General features: G+C 61.2%; 21 protein-coding genes. 8 read left to right on the top strand and 13 right to left on the bottom strand.

Annotation, left to right across the window (positions count from 1 at the left end; genetic code table 11):
• Positions 1-50: 50 nt before the first annotated feature.
• Entirely contained in the window at positions 51-635 is a 585-nt protein-coding gene (gene sodB, locus AB5Y98_RS04980; RefSeq protein WP_005298860.1) for a superoxide dismutase [Fe], read from the bottom strand.
• Positions 636-921: 286 nt separating this feature from the next.
• Between sodB and AB5Y98_RS04975 the strand changes: the two genes are divergently transcribed.
• Entirely contained in the window at positions 922-1,266 is a 345-nt protein-coding gene (locus AB5Y98_RS04975) for a Grx4 family monothiol glutaredoxin (protein WP_005298863.1), read from the top strand.
• 66 nt (positions 1,267-1,332) lie between these two features.
• On the opposite strand, the gene AB5Y98_RS04970 is transcribed toward AB5Y98_RS04975, so the two are convergent.
• Positions 1,333-2,544 (bottom strand): RsmB/NOP family class I SAM-dependent RNA methyltransferase, encoded by a 1,212-nt coding sequence (locus tag AB5Y98_RS04970; protein ID WP_026140853.1) that lies wholly within the window; start codon positions 2,542-2,544, stop codon positions 1,333-1,335.
• A 210-nt stretch (positions 2,545-2,754) separates the two neighbouring features.
• Here AB5Y98_RS04970 and AB5Y98_RS04965 point away from each other — a divergent pair, with 210 nt between their 5' ends.
• The 7 genes from AB5Y98_RS04965 to AB5Y98_RS04935 all read left to right on the top strand — a co-directional run bounded on the left by AB5Y98_RS04965 (position 2,755) and on the right by AB5Y98_RS04935 (position 12,163).
• A complete protein-coding gene (locus tag AB5Y98_RS04965) occupies positions 2,755-4,734 on the top strand; it encodes a reprolysin-like metallopeptidase (protein ID WP_368231454.1) in 1,980 nt (659 codons plus the stop codon).
• On the top strand, positions 4,731-5,060 hold the full coding sequence (locus tag AB5Y98_RS04960; RefSeq protein WP_019839607.1) for a hypothetical protein: 330 nt from the start codon (positions 4,731-4,733) through the stop codon (positions 5,058-5,060). Before AB5Y98_RS04965 ends, AB5Y98_RS04960 begins: the two co-directional genes overlap by 4 nt.
• Positions 5,061-5,214: 154 nt before the next feature.
• On the top strand, positions 5,215-5,853 hold the full coding sequence (pdxH, locus tag AB5Y98_RS04955; protein ID WP_005298871.1) for a pyridoxamine 5'-phosphate oxidase: 639 nt from the start codon (positions 5,215-5,217) through the stop codon (positions 5,851-5,853).
• A 38-nt stretch (positions 5,854-5,891) separates the two neighbouring features.
• A complete protein-coding gene (locus tag AB5Y98_RS04950; protein WP_368231453.1) occupies positions 5,892-6,506 on the top strand; it encodes a glutathione S-transferase family protein in 615 nt (204 codons plus the stop codon).
• Positions 6,506-8,140: a GNAT family N-acetyltransferase gene (locus tag AB5Y98_RS04945; protein ID WP_368231452.1), complete on the top strand. Its 1,635-nt coding sequence runs from the start codon at positions 6,506-6,508 to the stop codon at positions 8,138-8,140. The genes AB5Y98_RS04950 and AB5Y98_RS04945 overlap by 1 nt, the downstream gene beginning before the upstream one ends.
• A 32-nt stretch (positions 8,141-8,172) precedes the next feature.
• The gene (locus AB5Y98_RS04940; RefSeq protein WP_336288959.1) at positions 8,173-8,682 is read left to right on the top strand and encodes an N-acetyltransferase; all 510 of its coding nucleotides are present in this window, start codon (positions 8,173-8,175) and stop codon (positions 8,680-8,682) included.
• Positions 8,683-9,295: 613 nt separating this feature from the next.
• Entirely contained in the window at positions 9,296-12,163 is a 2,868-nt protein-coding gene (locus AB5Y98_RS04935; protein WP_368231451.1) for a hypothetical protein, read from the top strand.
• Positions 12,164-12,320: 157 nt separating this feature from the next.
• Here the strand turns inward: AB5Y98_RS04935 and AB5Y98_RS04930 are convergent, their stop codons facing one another.
• The 11 genes from AB5Y98_RS04930 to AB5Y98_RS04880 all read right to left on the bottom strand — a co-directional run bounded on the left by AB5Y98_RS04930 (position 12,321) and on the right by AB5Y98_RS04880 (position 24,451).
• Positions 12,321-12,731 carry a hypothetical protein gene (locus AB5Y98_RS04930; RefSeq protein ID WP_368231450.1) on the bottom strand — a complete coding sequence of 137 codons (411 nt, stop codon included), beginning with the start codon at positions 12,729-12,731 and terminating at the stop codon, positions 12,321-12,323.
• Between the two features lie 240 nt (positions 12,732-12,971).
• Entirely contained in the window at positions 12,972-14,102 is a 1,131-nt protein-coding gene (locus tag AB5Y98_RS04925) for a cupin domain-containing protein (protein WP_368231449.1), read from the bottom strand.
• Between the two features lie 195 nt (positions 14,103-14,297).
• Positions 14,298-15,668, bottom strand: a complete 1,371-nt coding sequence (gene purB, locus AB5Y98_RS04920; protein WP_368231448.1) for an adenylosuccinate lyase — start codon at positions 15,666-15,668, stop codon at positions 14,298-14,300.
• A gap of 121 nt (positions 15,669-15,789) precedes the next feature.
• A complete protein-coding gene (gene hflD / locus AB5Y98_RS04915) occupies positions 15,790-16,401 on the bottom strand; it encodes a high frequency lysogenization protein HflD (protein ID WP_043759119.1) in 612 nt (203 codons plus the stop codon).
• A gap of 158 nt (positions 16,402-16,559) precedes the next feature.
• A complete protein-coding gene (gene mnmA / locus AB5Y98_RS04910) occupies positions 16,560-17,666 on the bottom strand; it encodes a tRNA 2-thiouridine(34) synthase MnmA (protein WP_043132371.1) in 1,107 nt (368 codons plus the stop codon).
• A 158-nt stretch (positions 17,667-17,824) separates the two neighbouring features.
• The gene (locus AB5Y98_RS04905) at positions 17,825-18,292 is read right to left on the bottom strand and encodes an NUDIX hydrolase (protein WP_017766656.1); all 468 of its coding nucleotides are present in this window, start codon (positions 18,290-18,292) and stop codon (positions 17,825-17,827) included.
• Between the two features lie 95 nt (positions 18,293-18,387).
• Positions 18,388-19,308, bottom strand: a complete 921-nt coding sequence (locus AB5Y98_RS04900) for a pseudouridine synthase (RefSeq protein WP_368231447.1) — start codon at positions 19,306-19,308, stop codon at positions 18,388-18,390.
• A 77-nt stretch (positions 19,309-19,385) separates the two neighbouring features.
• Positions 19,386-20,153 carry a PTS sugar transporter subunit IIA gene (locus AB5Y98_RS04895; RefSeq protein ID WP_368231446.1) on the bottom strand — a complete coding sequence of 256 codons (768 nt, stop codon included), beginning with the start codon at positions 20,151-20,153 and terminating at the stop codon, positions 19,386-19,388.
• Positions 20,153-20,458 carry a PTS fructose transporter subunit IIB gene (locus AB5Y98_RS04890; protein WP_017409976.1) on the bottom strand — a complete coding sequence of 102 codons (306 nt, stop codon included), beginning with the start codon at positions 20,456-20,458 and terminating at the stop codon, positions 20,153-20,155. The genes AB5Y98_RS04895 and AB5Y98_RS04890 overlap by 1 nt, the downstream gene beginning before the upstream one ends.
• Positions 20,459-20,723: 265 nt before the next feature.
• Positions 20,724-22,130 carry a hexose-6-phosphate:phosphate antiporter gene (gene uhpT, locus AB5Y98_RS04885; RefSeq protein WP_043132379.1) on the bottom strand — a complete coding sequence of 469 codons (1,407 nt, stop codon included), beginning with the start codon at positions 22,128-22,130 and terminating at the stop codon, positions 20,724-20,726.
• 413 nt (positions 22,131-22,543) lie between these two features.
• Complete coding sequence (locus tag AB5Y98_RS04880; protein WP_368231445.1) at positions 22,544-24,451, bottom strand: fructose-specific PTS transporter subunit EIIC; 1,908 nt, start codon at positions 24,449-24,451, stop codon at positions 22,544-22,546.
• Between the last annotated feature and the right edge of the window lie 131 nt (positions 24,452-24,582).

The raw sequence follows: 24,582 nt of genomic DNA, 5'->3' as shown, positions 1-24,582 counted from the left end.
ATAAAAAACGCCCCGCAAGAGCGGGGCGTTTTGGCAAGAGTGTGGCGTTATCAGGCAGCCAGGTTCTTGGCCACGAATTCCCAGTTGACCAGGGCCCAGAAGGTTTCCATGTACTTCGGACGCAGGTTGCGGAAGTCGATGTAGTAGGCGTGCTCCCACAGGTCGACGGTCAGCAGCGGGGTGGTACCGGCTTCGGTCAGCGGGCAACCGGCGTTGGAGGTGTTGACGATGGCCAGGGAGCCGTCAGCCTTCTTCACCAGCCAGGTCCAGCTGGAGCCGAAGTTGCCGATGGCAGACTTGGTGAACGCATCCTTGAACTCGGCGAAGGAGCCGAACGCCTTGGTGATGGCATCGGCCAGGGCGCCAGTGGGCTCGCCACCGCCGTTCGGGGAGAGGCAGTGCCAGTAGAAGGTGTGGTTCCAGATCTGGGCGGCGTTGTTGAAGATGCCACCAGTGGAGGTCTTGATGATCTCTTCCAGAGACTTGCCTTCAAACTCGGTACCCGGCACCAGGTTGTTCAGGTTGACCACGTAGGTGTTGTGGTGCTTGCCGTGGTGGTATTCCAGAGTTTCCTGGGAGATGTGCGGTTCCAGAGCATTGATTGCATAGGGCAGAGCGGGAAGTTCGAATGCCATTTTCTACTCTCCATTGGCTGGCCGTGCGAAGGCGACGGTTGCAAGACATTGCGTACTCTTTTCTATTTTGAAAAGAATTGTTCTTGAAGTGATGGGGCCAGTTGGCCCAAAGCCCATCGATTGTACCAGCATCAAAGATGGCCTAACAACTCTTGATTCTCGCCATGATCCGGATCAAGCTGCGGCGTATTGATTCGTCACTTCTTGCTGTTGCCGCGGTTTGCCAGTTTGTGGTCTGCCCGGATTGCAGTAGAATGGCCGCCGAAATCGCTCTAGTGAGGCACCTATGGAAACTATTGAAAAGATCAAACAGCAGCTGGCTGAAAACCCCATCATCCTGTACATGAAGGGCTCCCCCAAGCTACCCAGCTGCGGTTTCTCTGCCCAGGCCTCCCAGGCCCTGATGTCCTGTGGCGAGCCGTTTGCTTACGTCGACATCCTGCAAAACCCGGACATCCGCGCCGAGTTGCCGAAGTTTGCCAACTGGCCCACCTTCCCGCAGCTGTGGGTCGAGGGCGAGCTGGTCGGCGGCTGCGACATCATGATCGAGATGTTCCAGGCTGGCGAACTGCAAACCCTGATCAAGGAAACTGCCGCCAAACACAAGCAGGATGACGTTGCCGCCGAATAAGGCCGCTATCGTATCATGCAAAAAGGGGAGCCATCGGCTCCCCTTTTCTTATGCTGCAAGACGGTATCAGGCGATGCGCTCGATGCGCGCCAGATAGAAGCCGTCGAAACCGGTGGCCGCCGGGCTCACGGTGTGATCACCGAGCAGGCGGAAGTTTTCGTTGGCGGCGAGGAATTTGTCCACCTGCTGGCGGTTCTCCTCGGGCAGGATGGAGCAGGTGGCGTAGACCAGCATTCCACCCACTTTCACCATCTGGCTGTAGCGCTGCAGGATCTCTTCCTGCAGAGCTACCAGCACCGGCAGCCGCTCGGCGGTATCGCGCCACTTGGCATCCGGATTGCGTTTGAGTACGCCAAGGCCGGAGCAGGGCACGTCCAGCAGCAGGCGATCCGCACTCTCTTTGAGGCGCTTGACGGTCTTGCTGCTGGTGATGACCCGGGTCTCCACGTTGTGGGCACCGGCGCGGCGGGCGCGCTGCTTGAGGTTCTCCAGCTTCCACTCTTCCACGTCCATCGCCAGCAGGCGGCCCTTGCCCTTCATCATGGCGGCCAGATGCAGGGTCTTGCCGCCGGCACCGGCACAGGCGTCGATAACCCGCATGCCGGGGGCTACGTCCAGCGCCGCCGCGATGTGCTGGGAGCCGGCATCCTGCTGCTCGAACCAGCCGTCAGCAAAGGCGTTGGTGCGAAACAGGGCGGCATCCGAGGTCACTTCCAGGGCGCTCTCGACCCCTTCCACCGGTACAGTGGTGACCTGCTCTTTGGCCAGCGCCGCCTGCAGCTCGTCACGGGTGCACTTGAGGGTGTTGACCCGCAGGTAACGCTTGGGCATGGCGGTCAGGGCGGCACGCTCGGCCGGCCAGGCATCGCCCAGCTGTTCGCTGCCGAGCTTTTCCAGCCAGGTCGGGCAGCCATCCATCAGCACCGGGTTTTTCTTGGCTTCGGTCAGGCGGCGACGAAACGCTTCTTCATTGAAGCGATCCAGGGTCGGGTGGTTGGGTTGAGCTATCTTGTGGAAAGCATGCCAGCTGTGCAGCAGCGGCCAGACGTGCTTCTCGGCCTGGCGGACCTGAATACCGGTCAGGGCGCAGTAGAGGCTGAGGCGACGCAGCAGATCGCCGGTGACCAGGGCAATCCTTGCCTGTTCTTGCGGTTTGAGTTCGATGCCGGAGAAGTGACGGGCATAGGCGCGATCCAGGGTGAGACCCTGGCCCAGCACATCGTCAACAATGGCAACGACCAGGTCCCCGAGACGGGGTAACAGTGGGGATTTGAGCATGAGATTAACCTTGGTCAGAAAAAGACGAACCGTCGCCATGGTGACGCGGCTCAAAAACTGATAAATCCGCGCAATGATAGGGGCTAGACAGGGTTGGTGCAACACTCCCCATTCGGGGAAGATAGGGTGGATGCTGCTGGACTAATCGGACCAGCAGGCGAATGATGCCGGTTGTAGTTCAGGTGAGTGCATTTTAAAAGGACTAAAAAGATGCAGTTGATGAAATTTTCTCCTTTGGCGCTGGTGGTTGCCAGCATGATGAGTTCGGGCGGCCTTGCGGCCAAAGAGTGGGATACGGTCGCGGCGCGCGCCAGCGCCGCCGACGGTTATGAAGTGCGGGCCAACCAGTTTCGGGTGGCCAAGGTGCCCATCGATTATTTTGCCGGACTGCAAGCCGGGGCGCGCTCGCTGACCCTGCCTCTGCCCGACGGGGGAGAGGTGACCTTCACCCTGCAGGCCTATGACCTGCTGCCGGCCGATCAGGCGGCCAAATTCCCCGAAATCAAGACCTTCAAGGGTCACAATCCGGCGGCGCCGGTAGAGACGGGGCGCTTTGATCTGGGGCCGCTGGGTTTCCACGCCATGTTCAGCCATCAGGGCAAGACGGTGTTCGTCGATCCCCTCAGCAATGCCGAAGGGTATGCCGTCTATTACCAGCAAGACGCCTACAGCAGGTTGGCGGAGGAAGCGGACAAGGTTATCGGCAGCGATACCAGCAAGGCGTTGGCGCACAAGGTGCAGGTGGATGGCAACGTGCGCAAGCGCTACGTCATCGCCATCTCGGCGGCGGGGGAGTACACCCAGTTCCACGGCGGCTCCAAGGTGCTGGCCACCGCGGCCATCGCCACCCTGCTCAACCGGGTCAACGAGGTGTACCAGCGCGACGTGGGGGCCGAATTCCAGTTGGCCAGTGGCAACGACAACATCATCTTTACCGATCCGGCCAGCGATCCCTTCACCAATAGTGACGCCGACGTCGATATCAACAGCGTGGTGCAGGCCAATGCCCAGACCCTGCCCAGCACGCCGCTGGGACCGTTTGACATTGGCCATGTGGTCAATACCGGAGGCGGTGGTCTGGCCGGCCTCGGCGTGCTCTGTATGGCTGACAAGTCGGCCGGCATGACAGGTTCCGCCACCCCGGTGGGGGATGCCTTCTTTATCGACTATGTGGCCCACGAGATCGGCCACCAGTTCGGCGCCGATCACACCTTCAACGGCACCACCAACAGCTGTGGCGGCGACAACCGGACGCCAGAGCAGGCCTGGGAGCCGGGCAGCGGTACCTCCATCATGGCCTATGCGGGCATCTGCGGGGAGGAGAACATCCAGCCCCACAGCGACCCCTATTTCCACAGCAAGTCCATCGAGCAGATGCGGGCGCATATGGCGACCGTGCCGACCTGTGGCACCTCCATAGATCTTGTCAACAACGCGCCCCAGGCGGCGGCCGGGGCCAGCCGCATCATTCCGGCCAACACGCCGTTCGCGCTCAAGGGGGCCGGCGCCGATCTGGACGGTGATCCCCTGACCTACACCTGGGAGCAGATCGATCTGGGGACTGAGTCGAGCAGCCTGGCCACCATGGTGGACGACGGCAGCCGGCCGCTGTTTCGCTTTGTCTCCCCCACCAGCTTACCGGAGCGGATCCTGCCGAGCCTGCCCTCCCTGCTCTCGGGCACGCTCGCCAAGGGCGAGGCCTGGCCCACCACCAACCGGGATCTCAACTTCCGGCTGACAGTGCGTGACGGCAAGGGCGGTGTCGCCAGCGACGACATGAAGGTACAGGTGGTCAATACCGGCAGCGCCTTCCGGCTGACTGCGCCGCTTGGGGTGTCGTTGACGCCGGGGGCAAGTCAGGCGGTCAGCTGGGATGTGGCCGGCACCAACCTGGCACCGATCAGCTGCAGCAAGGTGGATCTGCTCCTGACCCAGAACGAGGGAACCAGCTGGAGCAGCCTGGCGGTTAGCCAGCCCAACAGCGGCTCGGCCACCGTGACCCTGCCGGCGGATCTGGCCAGCGCCGCCCGTCTGAAGGTTGCTTGCAGCGACAACATCTTCTTCGCCATCAGCCCGGCCAAGCTGCCGGTCGTCCAAAGCGGCGGCAGCTCGGGCGGTGGTGGCGGTGGCGCCCTCGGTCTCTGGACCCTGGCGCTGGCCCTGCTGGGCTGGCAGCGGAGGCGCGGATGAGGGCGGCCTGGCTGGTGCTGGCGTCCCTGCTCGGCGGCTGTCAGGCCGACGCCGATACCCTGGAGCAGGCGGTCAGCGCCAGCCTGGCCAAGCAGGATTACCGGCTGATCGTGCGGGCTGGGCGCGGTGAGGTGGCGCCCGGCATAGCGCCGGAGCAGCAGGCTTCGGCCAAGGCCCGCTGCGGCGTGCGCTATCTGGAGGGGCTGGGGGATGTGATCAAGCCAGGCCAGCAGGAGGCCCAGGCCAAACTGGCGGCCTACGCGGCCGACTACAACCGGCGCATGCTGGCGCACTGCCCACCACTACCGGCAACGGATCGGCAGTGACAGAGGGCCGTCAAGGTCAACAGGGGGAGGCGCGAGCCTCCCTCTTTTTTACGGCTGTCATTTGCCGGTCACAAGGCTTGTACCCATGGCGTGCTCGTCGCACAATGCCTGCACGCATGGCCGCATGGGCGGCAAAGAGAGAAGGAAAATCAAGATGATGGATGTAGCCGATCTGCGCCGTGAATACACCCGGGGTGGACTGCACAGGGCCGATCTGCCGGCCGAGCCCCTCGCCCTGTTCGAGAAGTGGCTGGCCCAGGCGTGCGAAGCCAGGCTGACCGACCCCACCGCCATGGTGGTGGGCACAGTGGATGCCGACGGCCAGCCCTGGCAGCGCACCGTGCTGCTCAAGCACTACGACGCCGAAGGCATGGTGTTCTACACCAACATGGGCAGCCGCAAGGCGCACCAGCTGGAGGGCAACCCCCGCATCAGCCTGCTCTTCCCCTGGCACACCCTGGACAGACAGGTGCATGTGACCGGCCGGGTGGAGAAGATGAGCACCTTCGAGGTGATGAAGTATTTCCACAGCCGTCCCAAAGACAGCCAGATCGCCGCCTGGGTCTCCAAACAGTCGACCCGTATCTCGGCCCGTGGCGTGCTGGAGGCCAAGTTCCTCGAGCTCAAGCAGAAGTTTGCCAATGGCGAGGTGCCGTTGCCGAGCTTCTGGGGCGGTTTCCGGGTGCGCATCGACACGGTCGAATTCTGGCAGGGGGGCGAGCATCGCCTGCACGACCGTTTCTACTACACCCGCGAAGGGGAAGGGTGGCACATCGAGCGGCTGGCGCCCTGAGCGCCCCGCTAGCCCTCTGCTGCTGACAAGGAGTCTGTATGCGTCTGTATGGCGATCTGAAGTCCGGCAGCTGCTACAAGCCCTGGCTGCTGGCCCGCTGGCTTGAGCTGCCCCTCGACTGGGTGCCGGTGGATGTGCTGGCGGGGGAGACCCGCACCCCCGACTTTTTGGCCCTGAACCCCAACGGCAAGATCCCGGTGCTGGAGCTGGCCCAGGGCGACACCCTGGCGGAGTCCAACGCCATCCTCTTCTACCTGGCGCAGGGGTCGTCCCTGTGGCCGGCCGAACCGCGCCAGCAGGCCGAGGTGCTCAAGTGGCTGTTCTTCGAGCAGTACAGCCATGAGCCCTATATCGCGGTAGCTCGCTTCATCGTTCACTATCTGGGGCGACCGGAGTCCCAGGAGGCGCGCCTCGACGGGCTCAAAGCCGGCGGCGAGAAGGCGTTGGCGGTGCTGGAGCAGCAGCTCAAGCAGAGTCCCTACCTGTGTGGCGAGGCGCCGACCATCGCCGATCTGGCGCTCTATGCTTACACCCATGTGGCGGAGGAGGGGATCTTCTCGCTGCAGGGCTGGCCCGCCATCCGGGCCTGGATTGCCCGTATCGAGGCGCATCCCCGCCACCTGAGCCTGCCCGCAGCCTGTCAGGCCGGCTGATGGAACTGCTGATCGAGCGTGCCCTGTGGCAGCCCCACTGGGCACCGGTGCTGCAGGCCTGGCAGCGGCAGGGCCATGGCTGGCAGTTGCTGCAGAGCAAGGTCGATGAGCGTTTGCCGAGCGAGACCGGCGGCCCCTGGTCTTGTTGTCCGCCCGATGGCGTGCGTTCGGCCAGCGCGCTGCTGGCCGCCTGGCTGGACGGCGATCTGCCCGGCCAGCAGGCCGTTGATCCGAGCCGGCAGATCCTCATCAGTGGCTCGGCCTCCCTGCTGACCCTGGCGCGAGAGGAGGGGCTGTTGACCCTGGGAGGACAGGGGGCCGATCTGGCGCTGACGGCGCAGGACGATCTGGGCGCCGTGCTCAACCGCCTGCTGGCCCGCCGCCTGACGGTGCCGGTGCTGGCCGAACTTCCCTCCCGGTCGGAACCCGCCCTGCAGCTGCGCCCCCTGCTGGCGTGCGATGAAGCCGAGGTGGTGCGTTATTGCAGCGATGCGGCGCTCGCCCGCTACACCCTCAACATTCCCCACCCCTATCCGCTGGAGGCGGCCCGCGACTGGCTGGCCGGCTGCTGGCGCAAGGCGGCGCTCGGATTGGGCTGGAGCTGGGCGCTGACCCTGCCGGCTGGCGAGGGCCATGCGCCGCTGGTGGGGGTTATCTCGCTGCACTGGAACGGCGAGCTGGCCTGGTGGGTGGGTGTGCCCTGGCAAAACCGCGGACTGGCGACCCGGGCCGCCCGGCTGGTGAAGGACTGTGCGTTCGACCGGCTGCAGCTGCCGGTGCTCACCGCCCGCCACATGCCGGACAACCATGCCTCCGGCCGGGTGATGGCCAAGTTGGGCATGCGCTATTGCGGCCGACGGGCACTGAGTGGCCAGCGCCAGAGCTTGAGCCAGAACCAGTGCGAGGTGAGCTACTGGCAGCTGGCGCGAAGTCTGACGCTGGCGGCGCCGGTCGAACGCCAGCTGGCCCCCCTGCTGGCTGACGAGCGGGTGGTGGCGGCCATCCTGCAGACACAGGTCGGGGAGGGGGCGCCGAAGCGGCTGGCGCTGTTCATGACAAATCGGGATGAGGCAGAAGAGGGCGAGCCCGCCGCCGCGCCGCCACGCTCCCTGGGTACTGACGGGCCGCTGGCGGTGGAATACTACGACCAGGATGCGCTGGCGCAGGCCGAGCCGGAGCAGCTCCATCTGCTGCGCGGCCTGCTGCTGAAAGACGCCGAAGAGCAGGGGCTGGACTACCTGCTGCAGTTGGCCAGTCTGCAGCGCCAGGGGCCTGTGTTGCTGACCCTGGTTGAGCGGCGCCAGCGCTTGCGCTGGCTCGCCAGTGAGGAGCGCAGGCTCGCCCTGCTGGCCGCTGAGCCGCTCACCCATCGCTATCATCTGCTCGACTTGCTGGTGGCCTTGCCCGCTCTGCTCGATGAGCTGGCCGGTCGCTGGCATCGGGATGCCGACGACACCCTGGCCTGGCTGGCACGGGCCGAACCGCTGCTGTTCAATGCCTATCGAACCGCCATCACCAGCCTGCAACCGGTCGATCTGCATGAGTTGCTGGCGCAGGTGGCGGATCGTTTTCCTGAGTCCACCCTCCCATTTCTGGACAAAGGTGCTCAGGGCGGCGGGCAGTTTGTGGAATAATGCCCGCTCTGCTGTACGAGGAGTAACGCTGTATGCTGAGAACCGAGCGCCCTGGCGACATGCTGCCGGTCTATGACCTAGTGAGTGCCGCCTTTGGCCGTACTGACGAGGCTGAACTGGTCAACCGCCTGCGCGAATGCGGCGCCGCCGTGGTGACCATGGTCGAGGAGGAGGAGTACGAGTTCATGGGGCACCTGATGCTGAGCCCGATCACCATTAACGGGGTGGAGGGGCCCTGGCTTGGTCTCGCGCCCGTGGCGGTCCACCCGGATTGGCAGGGGCAGGGGATCGGCTCGGATCTAGTGCGCGAGGGGCTGGATACGGCGCTGGAGATGGACTGGAAGGCGGTGGTGGTACTTGGTGACCCGACCTATTACAGCCGCTTCGGTTTTCGTCCCGCCAGCGAGTTCGGCCTGTACTGCATCTATGAGGTGCCCGCCGACTGCTTTATGGCGATGGAGCTGCAGGAGGGCGGCTTGACCGGAATGCAGGGTGAAGTGCTCTACCACCCGCTGTTTGACGAACTTCCCGAAGAACAATGAGCCACGCAAACGGCAGCCAGGGGCTGCCGTTTTGTTATCTGAATGCGCTGCAGATGCAGTGTCTCCCCCCTCGAATAGTCGATGGTTTTTCCTTCCCCACCTAATCATTGCGGATCGTATTCACGAGCACACCGGTGAGCTAATGCCACTTTGCTCCGTGCCGGGATATATAGTGCGTACCATCTTTATCTGGAAATCATGGTGCTGCCCTGCAGCCTGATGGCACCTTGCCGCATTTTTTCTAGGGCTTCTTTCGCAATATATTGTTACAACTTTTTCTCATCAATATCTGTTTTTGTCTAACGGGTAACATTTTCTGGTTAGACCTCATTATTGATGTTTGACTCAAATGAGGATTGGCAGGTAGGTTGTGCAATATATAAACAAGGAGGCTTGATACGGTTACCTTGGCTTTAATTGTTAATATCTTCCTTGCCTTGTATATCGGTGGTGCTGCTGTCATGCATATATTGACGATGCTGATATGGTAGCCTATTTACATCTCTCATAGAACAACAACCATATGCTCGGTCATGATGACATGGCCTGCCAGACTATTGCCTGAAATATTTAATAATCTGGGAAGCAATGAGCACTGATAGGGATATATAATATGAAAAAACTTTCAGAAATTATCCATCGTGAAGTTTCACAAGGGCGTCGGGATTTTCTGACGTTCTCCTCCATGTCGCTGATAGGCCTGGCTGCCGGCACTGTCTTCCCAGCCCCGGTGAAAGCCGCTATTGCTGTCCTGACTAGTGGCAATTTCGCCGAGCTGGATGCGATCAATTTTTACGTGATGGCATCTAATCAGCCCGTCGTTGATTCGAACCGGGTCAACTTTGTACAAGAAACCGATGAAGCGCAATATCTTGCCCAGGTGATGTTTCAAGAGCTGATGAAGTTCGAATTCCAGTATCAGAACAGCTCATTGAGCGAAGCGTTAGGCCCTGGCATGAAGCCTAACAATAATGTGTTGACCATGAGTGATGGCATCAATTCGGTAAATGCTATTTACAGCAGCAACCGACGCTATTTTACCGATAATATGGTTGAATATGTGAGTGGCTTGTTGCAGAACTCATATAGCAAGCAAACCAATGTCACTGTGGCAGACCGGAAGCTGTATAACTCCTGGGATATGGTGAAGGTAAATGCAAATATAAAGCAAGCTGAAAAGGGAACGCAGTTTAAAGAAATTATCGATCAGCTATACTCTGTCGCTACCCATTATTGTCAAAGCGGAAAGTTAACCGGCTACAAAGCAGCGGGGGAAAACTGGGCTCGTCAACTTATCGAACACTACTCCAAGAATGAGGTGTTAGAGGAACTGATCAGCTCTTTCAAAGTTCAGGAGTATCTGGGATCAGGTTCATCGTTTGAAAAGGCGATGTGGCAAGTCTACAACACCATCAATAAAGTAAGAGCGCTCAATATATCATCCGGTCGTCGCATCACCGAGGATGAGCTGAAAAAATTTGAACGTACCCTGGCGGGTTCTGTATACAGTGGGTTTGCCATGAACCTGAGCTGGGGCCAACAAAGCGAGAAATACACAGTCTTGGCCAACAGGAGAAATTTCGATGATGTGGTGACCTTGCTGAGAAATGAAAGCGGGACTCAGCGCACCTTCTGGAACAGTTTCTTCAACCAGAATAGCCCGGATAGCTTCTGGAATGAACTGAACAACATGAGCTTGAGAACGAGCACCCTGCAGGATGAGGGGGCCCGGCAGCGCATTCTTCAACGATATCCTGCGCTGGCAGGGACGGCGGGCAGTATGGCTCCCACAGCCTTCTCCGGTGTGGCTCCCGCTGCCTTTCCCATAGATTCATTCCTTTCCGTGTTCACCTTGTTGCTGGGGGTGGGCAACTTTACCTGGTTGACGGCGACCGATCGGGAGGAATGGAGCAACCCTGTTCCTTTGATGGAGTTGGGGGCGGCCCTGTTTGATGTGACATTGAATCTGATCCAGCTCGGTCGATTCCTTGATAAAGTGACCATGTTTATTTATGGCAATGGTGAAGGCATCATCAATAGCATTGCCATCAATATGGGTAAATTCAGTCAATTCTTGAGCAACCTTACCGCCAAGGGCCAGCATCTCACGAATGTGCTAGAGCGGCAGATAGCCAGCAAGATGTTTCTCGCCACGCAGAATATCACCCGGATTATCAATATATGTTTTGTCGGATTGGCGGCGCTGGGGGCGGCCTTGGCCGCGTATAACCTATATCAGGCTGTCGAGGGTGGCGATATAGGGGATATTATATTTGCGGCAATCAATATGTTGGTCGCCACGGTAGCATTGGGTGTCGCCGTGGCCTCTTTTATGGGTTTTGCCATTGCCGGCCCCCTTGGAATTATTGTCGCGGTGATAGGCATTGTGGTGGCCATCGCCCAATGGATCTACACATTACTCAAAAAAGAAGAGGTCAAACCTACCCCGATCGCGAGATATACCAACGAGTATATTAAACCGAAGGGGCTTGAGTATGAAGACCTGGGGGCATATATTTGCCGAGTATCCAGTTACTGGAAGCGCACTCTGGTATGCGCATTCGATGCAAGGACCATGAATACCGATTGGGATTACGTCCCAAGTATCGCGGATCATGACAACCCGATTTATACCCAGCCAGGAGCATTGGTCACCTCCCCGAGAAATGGCAGGATTTATAACTTTGCCAATATTCAGAAGCCAGGCTACGGAAATATATCGAACTTCTTCACTGCGGGAGCCACCACCCCAATCAGTAACTGGCGGCCGGGAAGTGATTTGCAGACCTGCTGGCATGCCGTCGAGAGTCAGGCAAATAATAATAGTCGCGCAGCAATATTTGTGGTGCTGGGCAACAACTCAAGCTTTTCACGAGCCTTCTTAACGTCTCATCTGGAGGATGCCCCGACAAACAGCAATGAACTGACGAGTCAATTAAATCTGGAGTGGCAAGAGTATCCGCTGGATGTGGTTGCCATCAATGGCCTTGACGAGACCATGTTCCTTATCTTTACGACCCGGCATATCTATCAAGTAAAAGGTGGGGTAGCCCGCAGGATAATATCTGACTTTGTCGGTCAGCGCGATGCACCGATAACCTATGGCCTGAATGCACTGGCGCTCGGTACCAATGTGAATTTGATCTATCGGTTAAATGGTCTGCAGGCGCCCGATACCCGCTACCATTATCTGCTGACCCGGGATGACGATGGTGACTATACCAGAATGAAATTGCTGCGGACCATCAATAATCCCCTGTCCTCAGACTCGCCGATTGTTGGCCGGCTCTTCAAGAAAACCAACGATCTGGTTTCGCGGATGGACTTTATGTATCACGATGGCAAGAGTGGTTATGCGCGTTATGGCGCAATCATGAACAAGACTGATGATGCCTCTTTGTCATTGTACAATGGGGTGGAATTTCAGGTGCCGGACAATGGATTCCGCTCCTTCTACAAGAATGCGTTTATTCCCAAATAACGCAGTCGGCACGTTTTCACGCGTTCATGTCCTGGGCCATGAAGGACCCGTATCGACTCCTGATGTGTCGAAAACAGGCCATGCCCTTGTCGGCAACACTCAAAAGCCCTCAGCGAGGGCTTTTTTTATGTCATCCCCTTGCGTGTACAGGGCTTGCTCAGGCGCGGGTATCGAGCAGGTTGCCCTTGCGATCCTCGGCTCCTGTCATGCCCGACAGTCGCTTGCCAAGGGGGCTCTGCCGGTATTGCAGGTAGTCGCCGAGCTGCTGTTGCTGCTGCTGGTGGCGTTCTTCCATCCGGTAGAGATCGACGGCCGTCGGGGCGCTTTTATCATCGCTCTCCTGCCCACTGGCTTGCAGATAGCGATCCACGGCGGCCTTGTCCTGCTGCTGCTCTGTGTAGGAGACGGCCAGAGTGCGGCGGGTGGTCTCTTTCTCCTCCTGCGTCGCCACGTATTCATCTCTCTTGTCCAGCGCCTTGTCGCGGCCCTGGTTGAGCTGCTCCGGGGTCAGCTTGGGATAGGCGTTGTCATAACCGGGCAACGGCATGGGACGAGTGCTGATCTGCATGGGATACCTCTCTGCTAAACCTGGCTGCTTGAGCAATGGCCGCATGATACGAGCTTTCACTTGCGCAAAAAAGCATCATCAGGGGTGCCGTCAAGAGTGGGTTCAGCTTCGAAAGCAGGTTGTGGATCAGAGCAGAAGTGAAAGCGCCGCCGGGGTGGCCGGGTCGGCAGCAGAGACGGTGAGGTCGGGCAGCTGAGATAGAAAAGGCGCCCGAGGGCGCCTTCTGTCACCGCGAGGGGATCAGTTGAAGAACCAGTAGCCGCGGTTGACCAGCCGGGTCAGCAGCTGGAGGAAGCCGGCCTGATCGGCCAGCTCCACCATGTCGGCCTGGGTGACCATGTCCTTGTCGCACAAGAGCGAAATGGCGGCGGCATCCTCGCTCTGCAGCGTCCAGGCTTCGCCGTCGATGTAGCAGGTCTGGCTTTCGCCACTGAACCAGACAGAGCGCAGCCCCGGCACCTTGATGGCGGGCTCGCCCTGGGTCAGCAGGTCGGCCACTTCCTCGGCGCTGTAGTCCGGCTCCACCGGATTGACGTCCAGATCGTGCTTGGCCTCGGAGATCATGGTACCGAACCACTCCTTGAACAGGGTCTCGTCATCGAGGGCCTGTTGCATCAGCTCGCGCAGGCGGTGCAGCTCGTGGGGCTGGATTTCGCCGTGGCGGGCGCGGGGCTTGAGGTCAGGATCACCGTAGCGCTCGGTACGCAGGTCGTTGTCGATCAGGTGATCGGCGAAGGAGGAGATAAGCGCCTTGGCGTCCGGTGCACGGAAGCCCACCGAGAAGTTCAGGGAGGGCTCAATGGCGTAGCCCTCGTGGGGGAATCCGGGCGGAATGTAGAGGATATCGCCCGGCTCCATGATGACGTCGATGATCGCCTCGAACGGCTCGCAGTGCAGCAGGGCGGCATGGGCGGCGAACTCATTGCGCGGTGTGGCATCGCCAACCCGCCAGTGGCGTTTGCCCTGACCCTGGGTGATGAAGACGTCGTAGTTGTCGATATGGGGGCCGACACCGCCATGGGGGGTGGAGAAGCTCACCATCACATCGTCAAAACGCCAGCCCGGGATGAACTGGAACGGCAGTGCCAGCTCGTTGACCTCGGGCGCCCAGTGGTTGCAGGCCTGCACCAGAATGGTCCAGTTCTCCTCACCCAGGTGATCGTAGGATTCGAAGGGGCCGTGGGCTGCCTCCCACTTGTTGTTGAAGCGGGTGACCAGGCGCGATTCAATCACCTCCTCCATGGCCAGACCCGCCAGCTCGTCCGGGCTGATGGGATCCTGAAAGTCTTTGAAACCGCCCTTGATAAGGAGCGGGCGCTTCTGCCAGTAGTGCTCGAGGAAGTGAGCGATATCCAGATTGAGTTGGTACATGGTGCTTCTCGTATCTTGTGAGAGAGGGCTTGCCCAAGACGGGCTTGGGCAAGGCCACTCGGTTGAACATAACTACGTAGTTGAACAACTACGTAGTTGAGCATGGCGACGTCGTTGAACAAAGTGACGCAGGTCGAAAATAACAGGGGCCCTGTGGCAGAGCATGCACAGAGCCCCTGTTCATTGGTTATCAGCTTATCTCAGCAGATCGACCAGACGCTGGGCGTCGCCGATATAGTTGGCCGGGGTCAGCTTCTTCAGCTCGACTTTCACGGCTTCCGGCAATTCCAGGGTGTCGATAAAGGTACGCATGCCTTCGGCGTCCACGCGGCGGCCGCGGGTCAGCTCTTTGAGCTTCTCATAGGGCTTCTCGATGCCGTAGCGGCGCATCACGGTCTGGATCGGTTCGGCCAGCACTTCCCAGTTGGCATCCAGATCGGCGGCCATGGCATCGCTGTTGGCTTCCAGCTTGGAGATACCCTTCAGGGTCGCCTGATAGGCAATCAGGGAGTAACCCACCGCCACGCCCAGGTTGCGCAGCACGGTCGAGTCGGTCAGATCACGCTGCCAGCGGGAGATGGGCAGCTTGGCTGCCAAGTGCTGGAACACGGCGTTGGCCAGACCCAGATTGCCTTCGGAGTTTTCGAAGTCGATGGGATTGACCTTGTGCGGCATGGTGGAGGAGCCGATTTCACCGGCGATGGTGCGCTGCTTGAAGTGGCCCAGGGAGATGTAGCCCCACACATCGCGATCGAAGTCGATCAGGATAGTGTTGAAGCGTGCCATGGCGTCGAACAGCTCGGCGATGTAGTCGTGCGGCTCGATCTGGGTGGTGTAGGGGTTCCAGGTCAGGCCCAGAGAGGTGACGAACTCCTCGGAGAACTGGTGCCAGTCCACATCCGGGTAGGCGCTGAGGTGGGCGTTGTAGTTGCCCACGGCGCCGTTGATCTTGCCGAGGATCTCGACAGCCATGATCTGCTTGAGCTGGCGCTCCAGACGGTAGGCAACGTTGGCCATCTCCTTGCCCATGGTGCTCGGGGTGGCCGGCTGACCGTGGGTGCGCGACAGCAGCGGCATGTCGCGATACTCATGGGCCAGGCGCTTGATCTCGCCGATCAGCTTCTCGCAGTAAGGCTTGATCACCTCTTCCCGGGCGGTTTTCAACATCAGGCCGTGGGAGTTGTTGTTGATGTCTTCGGAGGTGCAGGCGAAGTGGATGAACTCGCTGACGGCGGCGAGCTCGGGGTTCACTTCCACCTTCTCTTTCAGGAAGTACTCCACCGCTTTCACATCATGGTTGGTGGTGCGCTCGATCTGTTTGATGCGTGCGGCGTCGGCTTCGTTGAAGCTCTGGACTATGCCGTCGAGCAGGGTACTGGCGGCCGCGCTCAGGGCAGGGACTTCCGGGATCCCGGCGTGGCTGGCCAGTTTCTGCAACCAGCGCACCTCGACTTCGACGCGAAAACGCAGCAGGCCGAATTCGGAGAAGATGGGACGCAGGGCATCGGCCTTGTCGCCATAACGACCGTCAATCGGGGAAACAGCAGTCAGCGCTGACAGCTCCATGTGGTGAACTCCTGATGTGTGTGGGGGATGCTTATTCACTCGCGCGCTTGCAGTGGTTATCAAGGCTGATGTGCGGCTGTTCACCTTGATGTCGACCTCTCTGCCCGGGCGCGAGCGATGATTAGTAACGTTTGGCCAGTTCGACCATCTTCTTGCGTGCGAAGATGATCTGGGTGCGGCTGCCGCCGAGCTGGCGCCACAGCACCACGGCGCGGATGCCGGCCAGCAGCAGGGCGCGCACCTTGTGCTGCACCAGCGGCTGTTGCAGGAACAGCGGGGTACCCGCTACCTGGATGCGCGGCCCGATGGGGCTGATAAGATCGCTGTAGATGCTCGCCATGTTGGCCAGGATCTGCTCGTCGAGCAGATCGAAATGCTGTTGCTGACGGCCGATCTGGCTGATCCGCTCGCCCAGCATATTGAGAATGTCCTTGCGCTTGGCCAGCTTGCGCTCCAGCGCAATCAGGCTCACCACGTAGCGGGTCAGCTCGGCATTCTTCTGGCTGCCGTCGGCGCCCAGCTGCTCGACCAGGGCGCGGTAGCCGTCGCGAATGGCCAGGTGGTTGCCGAACACGTCCAGCGGCTGCTTGGGGTCGGTGACCAGGATGCTGGAGAGGCTCTCGCGCAGGGAGGCCTCGTCACAGGTGCCGTCGCGGGCCACCTTCTGCACCAGGTAGGCGGCCTGGCAGATGCCGGCAAAGGCCATGGTTCTGTCTTGGAATTTGTCGCTCATATCTTCACAGCCCTGTTCTGTTCATTCACCGGCCGATGCCATGATCCGGCCTGTAAGTTGCCAATCATGTATCACTGCCTTGTGCTGTTTTTTCTTTGTCCCTTCTCCCCGCGAGGGGAGAAGGGAGTAGAGCGCGGACGCTTGTGAGCGTCCAGCCCTTACACCGGATGGCTGAAACGCTGCTCGATAATGCCGCCGCCCAGACACACTTCCCCGTCGTAGAAGACGGCAGATTGACCCGGGGTCACCGCAGCCTGTTTCTCGTCGAAGATGACCCGGATGGTCTCATCGTCGATGGGCTGGATCAGGCAGGGGATATCTTCCTGCCGATAGCGGGTCTTGACGGTGCAACGGCGCGGTTCGCGAATGGGGGTGCGATCCACCCAGTGCAGCTGGCTCGCGATCAGGCCATCGGAGTAGAGGCGGGGATGCTCGCCCTGCGCCACTATCAGGGTGTTGCGCTCGACCTCTTTGTCGACCACGTACCAGGCCTCTTCGGTGGCATCTTTGCGCCCGCCGATGCCAAGCCCCTTGCGCTGGCCCAGGGTGTGATACATCAGCCCCTGGTGCTCGCCGATCACCTTGCCGTCCACGGTTTCGATGGGGCCGGGCTGGGCGGGCAGGAACTTGGCCAGGAAGTCCTTGAATTTGCGCTCACCGATGAAGCAGATGCCGGTGGAGTCTTTCTTCTTGGCGGTGATGAGATCGAGCTGCTCGGCGATGCGGCGCACCTCCGGCTTCTCGAGATCCCCGACCGGGAACAGGCTCTGACCCACCTGAGCTTCGCTCAGGGTGTAGAGGAAGTAGCTCTGATCCTTGTTGGTATCGAGGCCGCGCAGCAGGCGCGGGCGGCCGGTGCTGTCGTCACGGCGCACATAGTGGCCGGTGGCGATGTAGGTGGCACCCAGCTCCTCGGCGGCAAACTCCAGGAACGCCTTGAACTTGATCTCCTTGTTGCACAGGATATCCGGGTTCGGCGTACGGCCGGCCTTGTACTCTTCGAGGAAGTGCTCGAACACATTGTCCCAGTACTCGGCGGCGAAGTTGATGGTGTGGAGTTTCATCCCCAGCTTGTCGCAGACGGCCTTGGCATCAGCCAAATCCTGGGCGGCAGAGCAGTACTCGTCCGTGTCGTCTTCTTCCCAGTTCTTCATGAACAAGCCTTCGACCTGATAGCCCTGCTGCTGGAGCAGGTAGGCCGAGACGGAAGAATCCACGCCGCCGGACATGCCGACGATCACCTTGATTTGGCTGTTGTCTGTCATTAGTCGAAGTTACCAGTTCGTTTAAACGGGGCGTATTCTACCAGAATTTCGCGCCCCCGGTCACATATCCATGCCGCCGTTCCCATCAGGAACCCGGCAGCAGGAAATCGTTTTTCTTGTCTCGGCCCAATCGCGTCAAAAAGAGCTTCCAACGGCTCTTAAATGAAGGCCTTGAGGGCCGACAGCGGCAAGCGGGTGCCCGCCAGATAGTCCTGAATACACTGCCACACCAGGGGGCTGCGCAGGGCCGGTTTGCACTCGGCAATCTCCTCCAGGGTGAGCCAGTGGCAGGCCAGCACGTCGCCGTCGGGATCCTCTGGATGGTGCTGGCCCGGCGCCTTTTCAAGGTCGAAGATGACGGCGATGCGCACAAAGGTGGCCTCGCTGTCTGCCGGCTTGTAGAGATAGACCCCGAGCCAGGCGGTGGGAGCGGCGGTGAGCCCGGTTTCTTCTTTCAGCTCGCGGCAGGCCGCCTGGACGAGATCTTCCCCCGGCTCCACGTGGCCGGCGGGCTGGTTGAAGCGGCGCTGGCCTTTTATCTCCTCTTCCACCAGCAGGAAGCGACCCTGCCAGTGCACCAGGGCGGCCACGGTAAGGCGGGCGGGCAGGGGGGGATGATCGCTCATTGGGACTCCTTGTCTTGTGCATTGTGCCTTGCTGTGGCACTCGATCAGGTTGCGCCATCTATGTTGCGGCACACTGGCCAAATGGCTTGCTCGTGTTATTCCGATGGCTTGCTGCGGGCCGGACGGCGCGCGGTGCCACGGCCGCCGCTGCGATTGGCCGGGCGGGGGCTCGCTTCACGGCTGTCCCGCTCCTGGTGTTGGGCGTGACGGGTCGGCCGGGCCTGGCTGTTGCTGCCGGCCCCCTGTGGCCTGGCGGCTGTGCGCGGCTTGCCGTGCGTTGCAGAATGCCGTGGTGCTGGTGCCAGATCGGGAGCGGGCAGGGCGCGGCTCTCCCCCGGCGCCAGACCATCGAGGGTCCACTCCCCGATGGCGTAGCGGATCAGGCGCAAGGTGGGGTGACCGATATGGGCGGTCATCCGCCGCACCTGGCGGTTGCGCCCCTCGACAATCTTGATCTCCAGCCAGCAGGTGGGGATCTCCTTGCGCTCGCGAATGGGCGGGTTGCGCGGCCACACGGCCGGTTCATCCATGATGCGCGCCCCGGCGGGCAGGGTCATGCCGTCGTTGAGCTCCACTCCGGCGCGCAGGGCCGCCAGTTTCTCCTCGCTCGGCACTCCTTCCACCTGCACCCAGTAGGTCTTGGGGGTCTTCTCTCCCGGCTGGGTGAGGCGCGCCTGCAGCTTGCCGTCGTTGGTGAGCAGCAACAGCCCCTCGCTGTCGCGGTCGAGCCGGCCCGCGGCATAGATGCCGGGCTCGGTAATGTAATCCTTGAGGGTCTCGCGGCCCGCCTCGTCGGTGAACTGACAGAGCACCATGTAGGGCTTGTTCAAGAGCAGCAGCTTGCGATCGGCAGGCGCCGGTGCCGGTTTGCGCTCGCCCTCCTTGTCTCTCATGGCGTGCTGCGACTCCCGGCGTTGGGATGGGCGCGCCGTGGCGGCGGGTCCGCTGGCCGAATGTTCGGCGTTAGGACGGGCGGAGAGGGAGAGACGGCGGCGGGTTGATTTCATCGCATGCATACCAAAAACAGGGGAAGGGCGAGTGTACCACAGGGGGCTGTCACGGGCATGAACGACGGGGACGGGAGGCCAGTCGCTCAGCCAAGCAGGCCGTCAATGACGATGGCCTGACGGGCGGGTGCGGAGCCGGCGTGCAGCAGCGCGGTGCCCACCTGCTCGTCCATCAGTGCGCGGGCCAGCCGGGTGAGGGGGCGCAACTGCTCGGGAGCCAGGCCGGCGGGCACCGCCAGCAAAATCAGGGTCTGCACCGGCCCGAGCGCGGAGCCCCACTCGATGGGTTCGCTGCTGCTGAGCAGCGAGAGCGCAGGGCGGCGGATGGCGGGGCAGATGACGTGGGGCATGGCGAGGCCGGGCCGGATGATGGTGGCGGCCAGCTGCTCACGCGCAGCGATGGCCTGCTCCAGCATGGGCCTGTCGCTTATCAGCGCGGCGGGCAGTAGATCCACCAGCACCGCCAGTGCTTGGGTCTTGTCGAGGGGCGCCGTGGCATGGCCGAGCTGGGCCAGGGTGAAGCAATAGTCGGGCAGCGCCTGAGCGAGGCGCTGCTCGGCCAGGGCGGCGCTGCCGGGGCGCCCCAGCGGCTGGCCCAGCTCCACGCACCAGCAGGTGAAGGCCATGTGGGCGAGCTCGGCATCCAGCCCCTCGATCAGCAGCAGACAGAGATCGCCGGGCTGGGTAGCCAGGGTGAGCAGGGAGAGCTGGTTGGCCGCCTCCACCGCCTGGCGGCGGGTGACGTTGATGAACTGGATATGGGACTTGAACAGCCCGGCCAGCCGGCTCAACTGCTTGGCCTGGGTGATGGTGAGCCCCAGCCGGCAGTGAAAGGAGATCTCGCGGATCAGCATTAGACGCCGGGGGCGGCGGTCTTGAGCACGGCCACCGCATCGAGCAGCACCGCCTCCAGCGCCACCTGGTGAATGGGGCAGCCGAGAAAGCGATCTTTTTGCTCAATCTCGATATCGGAGGCGATCAGCACCAGATCGGCGCCGGCGATGTCGCGGGCGGTGAGGATGTTCTCCAGCCCCATGGCCCCCTGGGTCTCGACCTTGATCTTGAGCCCCAGCTTGTCGGCGGCTTTTTGCAGCGCCTCGGCGGCCATGTAGGTGTGGGCGATGCCTGTGGGGCAGGCGGTGACGGCGAGGATCTTCATGGGCTCTCACGGCAAATTCGGGTGGGGCAACAAGATAGCGCCAAGGGGTGGCCTTGCCAAAGGGGTGGAGGCAAAAATGGGATCCCGACTGCGCTCTGTTGAAGGGATGGGCAAGGGATGAGCGTTTTTGCGGCCCCAAAAGGGACAAGTGGGGAAAAGAGGGGATAAAAAACGGCCCGCCAGAGGGCGGGCCGAATGCACACTACGGAGTGAAACCGTGCGACCGGGCAGTGACTGCCTGCCCAGCTTGGGCGGATGCCTGGGCTCAGGCGGACTGGGTCGCCAGGGTAGCGGCTTTCAGTTCACGCTTGATGCGGCGGATCTTGCGCTCTTCGGCAACCGCGACGCAGGCCATCAGTACCAGACAGGCGGCGGCAGCCATGTCGAGCGCCGCGAAGGTGCCGCTCCAGCCGGTCAGGCCGAAGATGGGGGTGCCATCGGCGATCATGCCCAGACCCAGTTTGGCGAAGCTGTCACCGATGAGGTAGGCGAAGGTGCCCTTGACGCCATCGGCCACGCTGATCCCCTGCTTGGGTACGAAGCCCACGGCGGCCACGCCGATCAGCAGTTGCGGACCGAACACCAGGAAGCCCAGCAGGAACAGGGAGCCCAGGAACATGAACTGGGTGGTAGCGTGCTGGTAGAGCCCCAGGGTGGCGATGATGAGCGCCAGCGCCACGCAGGCCACCAGACCACGGCGACCGTTGGCCAGATCGGAGAGGTAACCCCACATCAGGGTACCGACCAGGGCGCCCACTTCGAAGAAGGTAAAGCCCTGAATGGCCACGTCCTTGGAGAAACCCAGCTCCTGGTGGGCGTAGACGGTAGACCACTGGTCGATACCGATGCGCACCACGTAGAGGAAGATGTTGGCAAAGCAGAGCAGCCAGATCACCTTGTTGAGCAGCACGTACTTCACGAAGATCTGCCACTTGGTCAGCTTCTGCTCTTCGGTGGCGACGTCTTCTTCGCTCGCTACTTCGTCAAACAGCTCTTCCACCTTGCCCAGGCCATAGGCCTCCGGCGAGTCGCTACCAAAGCGCAGGCCGACAAAACCGACGATCAGCGCGATGATGGAGGGGAAGATGAACATGCCGAGCACGTTGCCATCGAACAGGTAGTTGGCACCGAACAGCGCCACACCGGCCGCACCGGCACCGCCCACGTTGTGGGAGAGGTTCCACATGCCCAGATAGGTGCCGCGCTTGTTGCGGGGCGTCCACTTGGTGATGGTGGAGTAGCTGCAGGAGCCGCCGCAGCTCTGGAAGAAACCGCTGGCCGCGTAGAAGAAGATCATCAGGTAGAGGCTGAAACCGGTGCCGCCCATGCTGGCACTGAAGCCCAGCATGCAGAGGGAGGAGAGGATCAGCATCAGCGGCAGGAACTGCTTGGTGTTCTTGCCGTCGGCATAGTAGGAGACGATGGTCTTGCCCACCCCGTAGGTGATGGAGAAGCCAAGGCCGATCATGCCGAGCTCGGTCATGGAGAGACCGTACTCCTGGATCATGTCGTTCTGCGCAATGTTGAAGTTCTTGCGGATCAGATACATGGTCAGGTAACCGATGAACACAACCAGATAGGATTGCATAAACGGTTTGAACCAGAGCTTGCGCCGGGCTTCGACCGGCAGGTTCAGGGTGGGGACCCGGACCTGTTCGAGCAGTTTAAACATCTTCGTTCATCCTCTGCGAGATAGACGCTGTTTCCGCCGCGTTCCACCCTTTTTGATTGGAGTTGGAGGTCACGCCACGGAAAGAACAACAGGAAGCGGGCGCGGTGCGCGGCGAGCCCCTGTCGATTGAACCCATGCCCGTCCCTTGCGCCATGGCGCGGGTCGGGTAACCACATCAGGTAGCGTGACTTTAATGAGGCGCGCTGCAAATGGCGTGAGAGCCATCCCTAGGGGGGGTAGGAAAATTTCCTAGTTTGGCGGGATCCGGCCGCGAAGCGTGAAGAGGATCACAAGCTGGCGTCGTGCGGCAGAGGTGAACGGGCTCTCTCGAACCTGACAAAAGAGGAGACCACCCGCAGGTGGCCTCGTCCGGTTTAGTCGCTCCCAGCAGGGGCGGCTTGGTTGGGAGGGGATCAGGCGGCCTTGGCCAGGGTCACCTCGTCACTCTTCTTGACCCGCAGCTTTTTCAGGGCAACTGCCACCACGCCGGTGACGATGGCACCGCAGATCATGCAGAGCAGGGCCAGTAGCGGCTTGTTGACTGCACCCAGCAGGGCCACGATGGGGCCACCGTGGGCAACGCTGTTGGTGATACCAAACAGGAAGGCCATCACAGCGGCGGTCATGCTGCCCAGCACGTTGGCCGGAATGACGGCGAGCGGATCACGGGCGGCAAACGGAATCGCACCTTCGGAGATCCCCACCAGGCCCATGGCGCCAGCAGCCTTGCCCGCCTCAATTTCGGTGGCATCGAAGATGCCGAGCTTGCGACCGAGCACGGTAGCCAGCGACATGCCAAGGGGCGCGGCCGGGATGGCGCAGGCCATGGCGCCCATGAACTGGGTCTGGCCGGAGGCTATCATGCCCACCGAGAAGAGGAAGGCCACCTTGTTGACCGGGCCACCCATGTCAAAGCCGGCCATGCCCCCCAGCACGATCCCCAGCAGCACCAGGCTGCCGCCGCTCATGGAGAGCAGCATGGCGTTCAGACCCGTCATCATGTCGGCAATGGGGGCGCCGATGATGAAGATGAAGACCGCAGCGATAAACAGGGAACCGACGATGGGGGCGATCAGGATCGGCACCAGCGGTTGCACCATCTTGTGGTAGTGGCGGGTCGCAATCCAGCGCACCAGATAACCGACCAACAGGCCCGCGATGATGGCACCGATAAAGCCGGTACCGGCGTCGGCGCCGTAGAAGCTGCCGTTGTTGGCGATCCAGCCGCCGATAAAGCCCGGTGCCAGCGCGGGTCTGTCACCGATGGCGTAGGCGATGTAGCCCGCCAGAATGGGGATCATCAGGGTGAAGGCGGCGACCCCCACGTTGAGGATCTGGTTCCACATGCTCCCTGCCGGGATCTGCATGCCGCTCGGGGTCGGATCGCCGCCGATGGCTAGTGCCAGGGCGATCAGCAGACCCCCCGTGACCACAAACGGGATCATGTGGGAGACGCCATTCATCAGATAACGGTAGAGATCCGAGCTGCCGCCTGAGCTCTTCTCCTCGTTCTTGCGCTCATCCTTGTCCGCCACATAGGCGGGGGCCTTCAGTGCCTGCTCAATCAACCCCTTGCCATCCTTGATGGGGGCCTTCACGCCGGTCTTGATGAGCGGCTTGCCGTTGAAGCGGGCCATGTCCACCTGCTTGTCGCAGGCCACCACGATGGCGCTGGCACGGGCGATCTCGGCCGCAGTCGGGCTGTTCTTGACGCCGATGGAGCCGTTGGTCTCCACCTTCACCTCAAAGCCCAGCTCCTTGGCGGCGCGCTCCAGGGATTCCGCCGCCAGATAGGTGTGGGCGATGCCGGCCGGGCAGCCGGTGACGCCGATGATCAGCCCCTTGTCGGCGGCGGGCGCCGGGGCTGTTTCTTCTTTCTTCTCGAGCAGCAGGGCCAGCGCATCGGCTTGGGTCTTGGCTGCCAGCAGGGCATCGATAAAGCCCTCTTCAATCAGCTTGGCGGAGAGCTCGGCCAGCACCTCGATATGGTGGTTGGCGCCGCCGGCCGGGGAGGCAATCATGAAAAACAGCCGGGAGGGCTTGCCATCCTCGGCGCCGTACTCGATACCGGCGCGGCTGATGCCGATGGCCACCGCCGGGGTGCTCACTGCCGCACTCTTGGCGTGGGGCAGGGCAACGCCCTCTTCAAAGCCGGTGTTGTCCAGCTCTTCCCGGGCCCACAGGTCCTTGATGAACTGCTGCTCGTCGCTGACCTTGCCTTGCGCCGCGAGCAATCGGGTCATCTCGGTGAAGACCTCCTCCTTGCGCGTGGCCTTTAAATCGAGCGCGATCAGCTGCTCGTTGATAAGGGTGGTGATCATGGCGTTCTCCCTGCTCCTGGCCGGAGCCTGTTGGCATCTTTTCCTGGGCTAGCGCCCAGGAGATGCAGACAAAAGTGACCCCACTATTATCCCGCCCGCAGGGCAGCGCACCTATCGGACAAAACTGCGAA

The organism is Aeromonas sp. s3, assembly GCF_040907805.1.
Lineage (GTDB): Bacteria > Pseudomonadota > Gammaproteobacteria > Enterobacterales > Aeromonadaceae > Aeromonas > Aeromonas dhakensis.
This window is presented reverse-complemented; position numbering and strand designations above follow the sequence as displayed.

Bases quoted from the DNA above. Each gene is read 5' to 3' on its own strand.
- AB5Y98_RS04900 (WP_368231447.1), bottom strand. From the start codon at position 19,308: ATGCATGCGATGAAATCAACCCGCCGCCGTCTCTCCCTCTCCGCCCGT.
- AB5Y98_RS04925 (WP_368231449.1), bottom strand. From the start codon at position 14,102: ATGTACCAACTCAATCTGGATATCGCTCACTTCCTCGAGCACTACTGG.
- AB5Y98_RS04960 (WP_019839607.1), top strand. From the start codon at position 4,731: ATGAGGGCGGCCTGGCTGGTGCTGGCGTCCCTGCTCGGCGGCTGTCAG.
- AB5Y98_RS04965 (WP_368231454.1), top strand. From the start codon at position 2,755: ATGCAGTTGATGAAATTTTCTCCTTTGGCGCTGGTGGTTGCCAGCATG.
- AB5Y98_RS04975 (WP_005298863.1), top strand. From the start codon at position 922: ATGGAAACTATTGAAAAGATCAAACAGCAGCTGGCTGAAAACCCCATC.
- sodB (WP_005298860.1), bottom strand. From the start codon at position 635: ATGGCATTCGAACTTCCCGCTCTGCCCTATGCAATCAATGCTCTGGAA.
- AB5Y98_RS04890 (WP_017409976.1), bottom strand. From the start codon at position 20,458: ATGAAGATCCTCGCCGTCACCGCCTGCCCCACAGGCATCGCCCACACC.
- AB5Y98_RS04905 (WP_017766656.1), bottom strand. From the start codon at position 18,292: ATGAGCGATCATCCCCCCCTGCCCGCCCGCCTTACCGTGGCCGCCCTG.
- AB5Y98_RS04945 (WP_368231452.1), top strand. From the start codon at position 6,506: ATGGAACTGCTGATCGAGCGTGCCCTGTGGCAGCCCCACTGGGCACCG.
- AB5Y98_RS04940 (WP_336288959.1), top strand. From the start codon at position 8,173: ATGCTGAGAACCGAGCGCCCTGGCGACATGCTGCCGGTCTATGACCTA.
- AB5Y98_RS04950 (WP_368231453.1), top strand. From the start codon at position 5,892: ATGCGTCTGTATGGCGATCTGAAGTCCGGCAGCTGCTACAAGCCCTGG.
- hflD (WP_043759119.1), bottom strand. From the start codon at position 16,401: ATGAGCGACAAATTCCAAGACAGAACCATGGCCTTTGCCGGCATCTGC.
- AB5Y98_RS04935 (WP_368231451.1), top strand. From the start codon at position 9,296: ATGAAAAAACTTTCAGAAATTATCCATCGTGAAGTTTCACAAGGGCGT.
- AB5Y98_RS04895 (WP_368231446.1), bottom strand. From the start codon at position 20,153: ATGCTGATCCGCGAGATCTCCTTTCACTGCCGGCTGGGGCTCACCATC.
- AB5Y98_RS04970 (WP_026140853.1), bottom strand. From the start codon at position 2,544: ATGCTCAAATCCCCACTGTTACCCCGTCTCGGGGACCTGGTCGTTGCC.
- AB5Y98_RS04880 (WP_368231445.1), bottom strand. From the start codon at position 24,451: ATGATCACCACCCTTATCAACGAGCAGCTGATCGCGCTCGATTTAAAG.
- mnmA (WP_043132371.1), bottom strand. From the start codon at position 17,666: ATGACAGACAACAGCCAAATCAAGGTGATCGTCGGCATGTCCGGCGGC.
- AB5Y98_RS04930 (WP_368231450.1), bottom strand. From the start codon at position 12,731: ATGCAGATCAGCACTCGTCCCATGCCGTTGCCCGGTTATGACAACGCC.
- pdxH (WP_005298871.1), top strand. From the start codon at position 5,215: ATGATGGATGTAGCCGATCTGCGCCGTGAATACACCCGGGGTGGACTG.
- uhpT (WP_043132379.1), bottom strand. From the start codon at position 22,130: ATGTTTAAACTGCTCGAACAGGTCCGGGTCCCCACCCTGAACCTGCCG.
- purB (WP_368231448.1), bottom strand. From the start codon at position 15,668: ATGGAGCTGTCAGCGCTGACTGCTGTTTCCCCGATTGACGGTCGTTAT.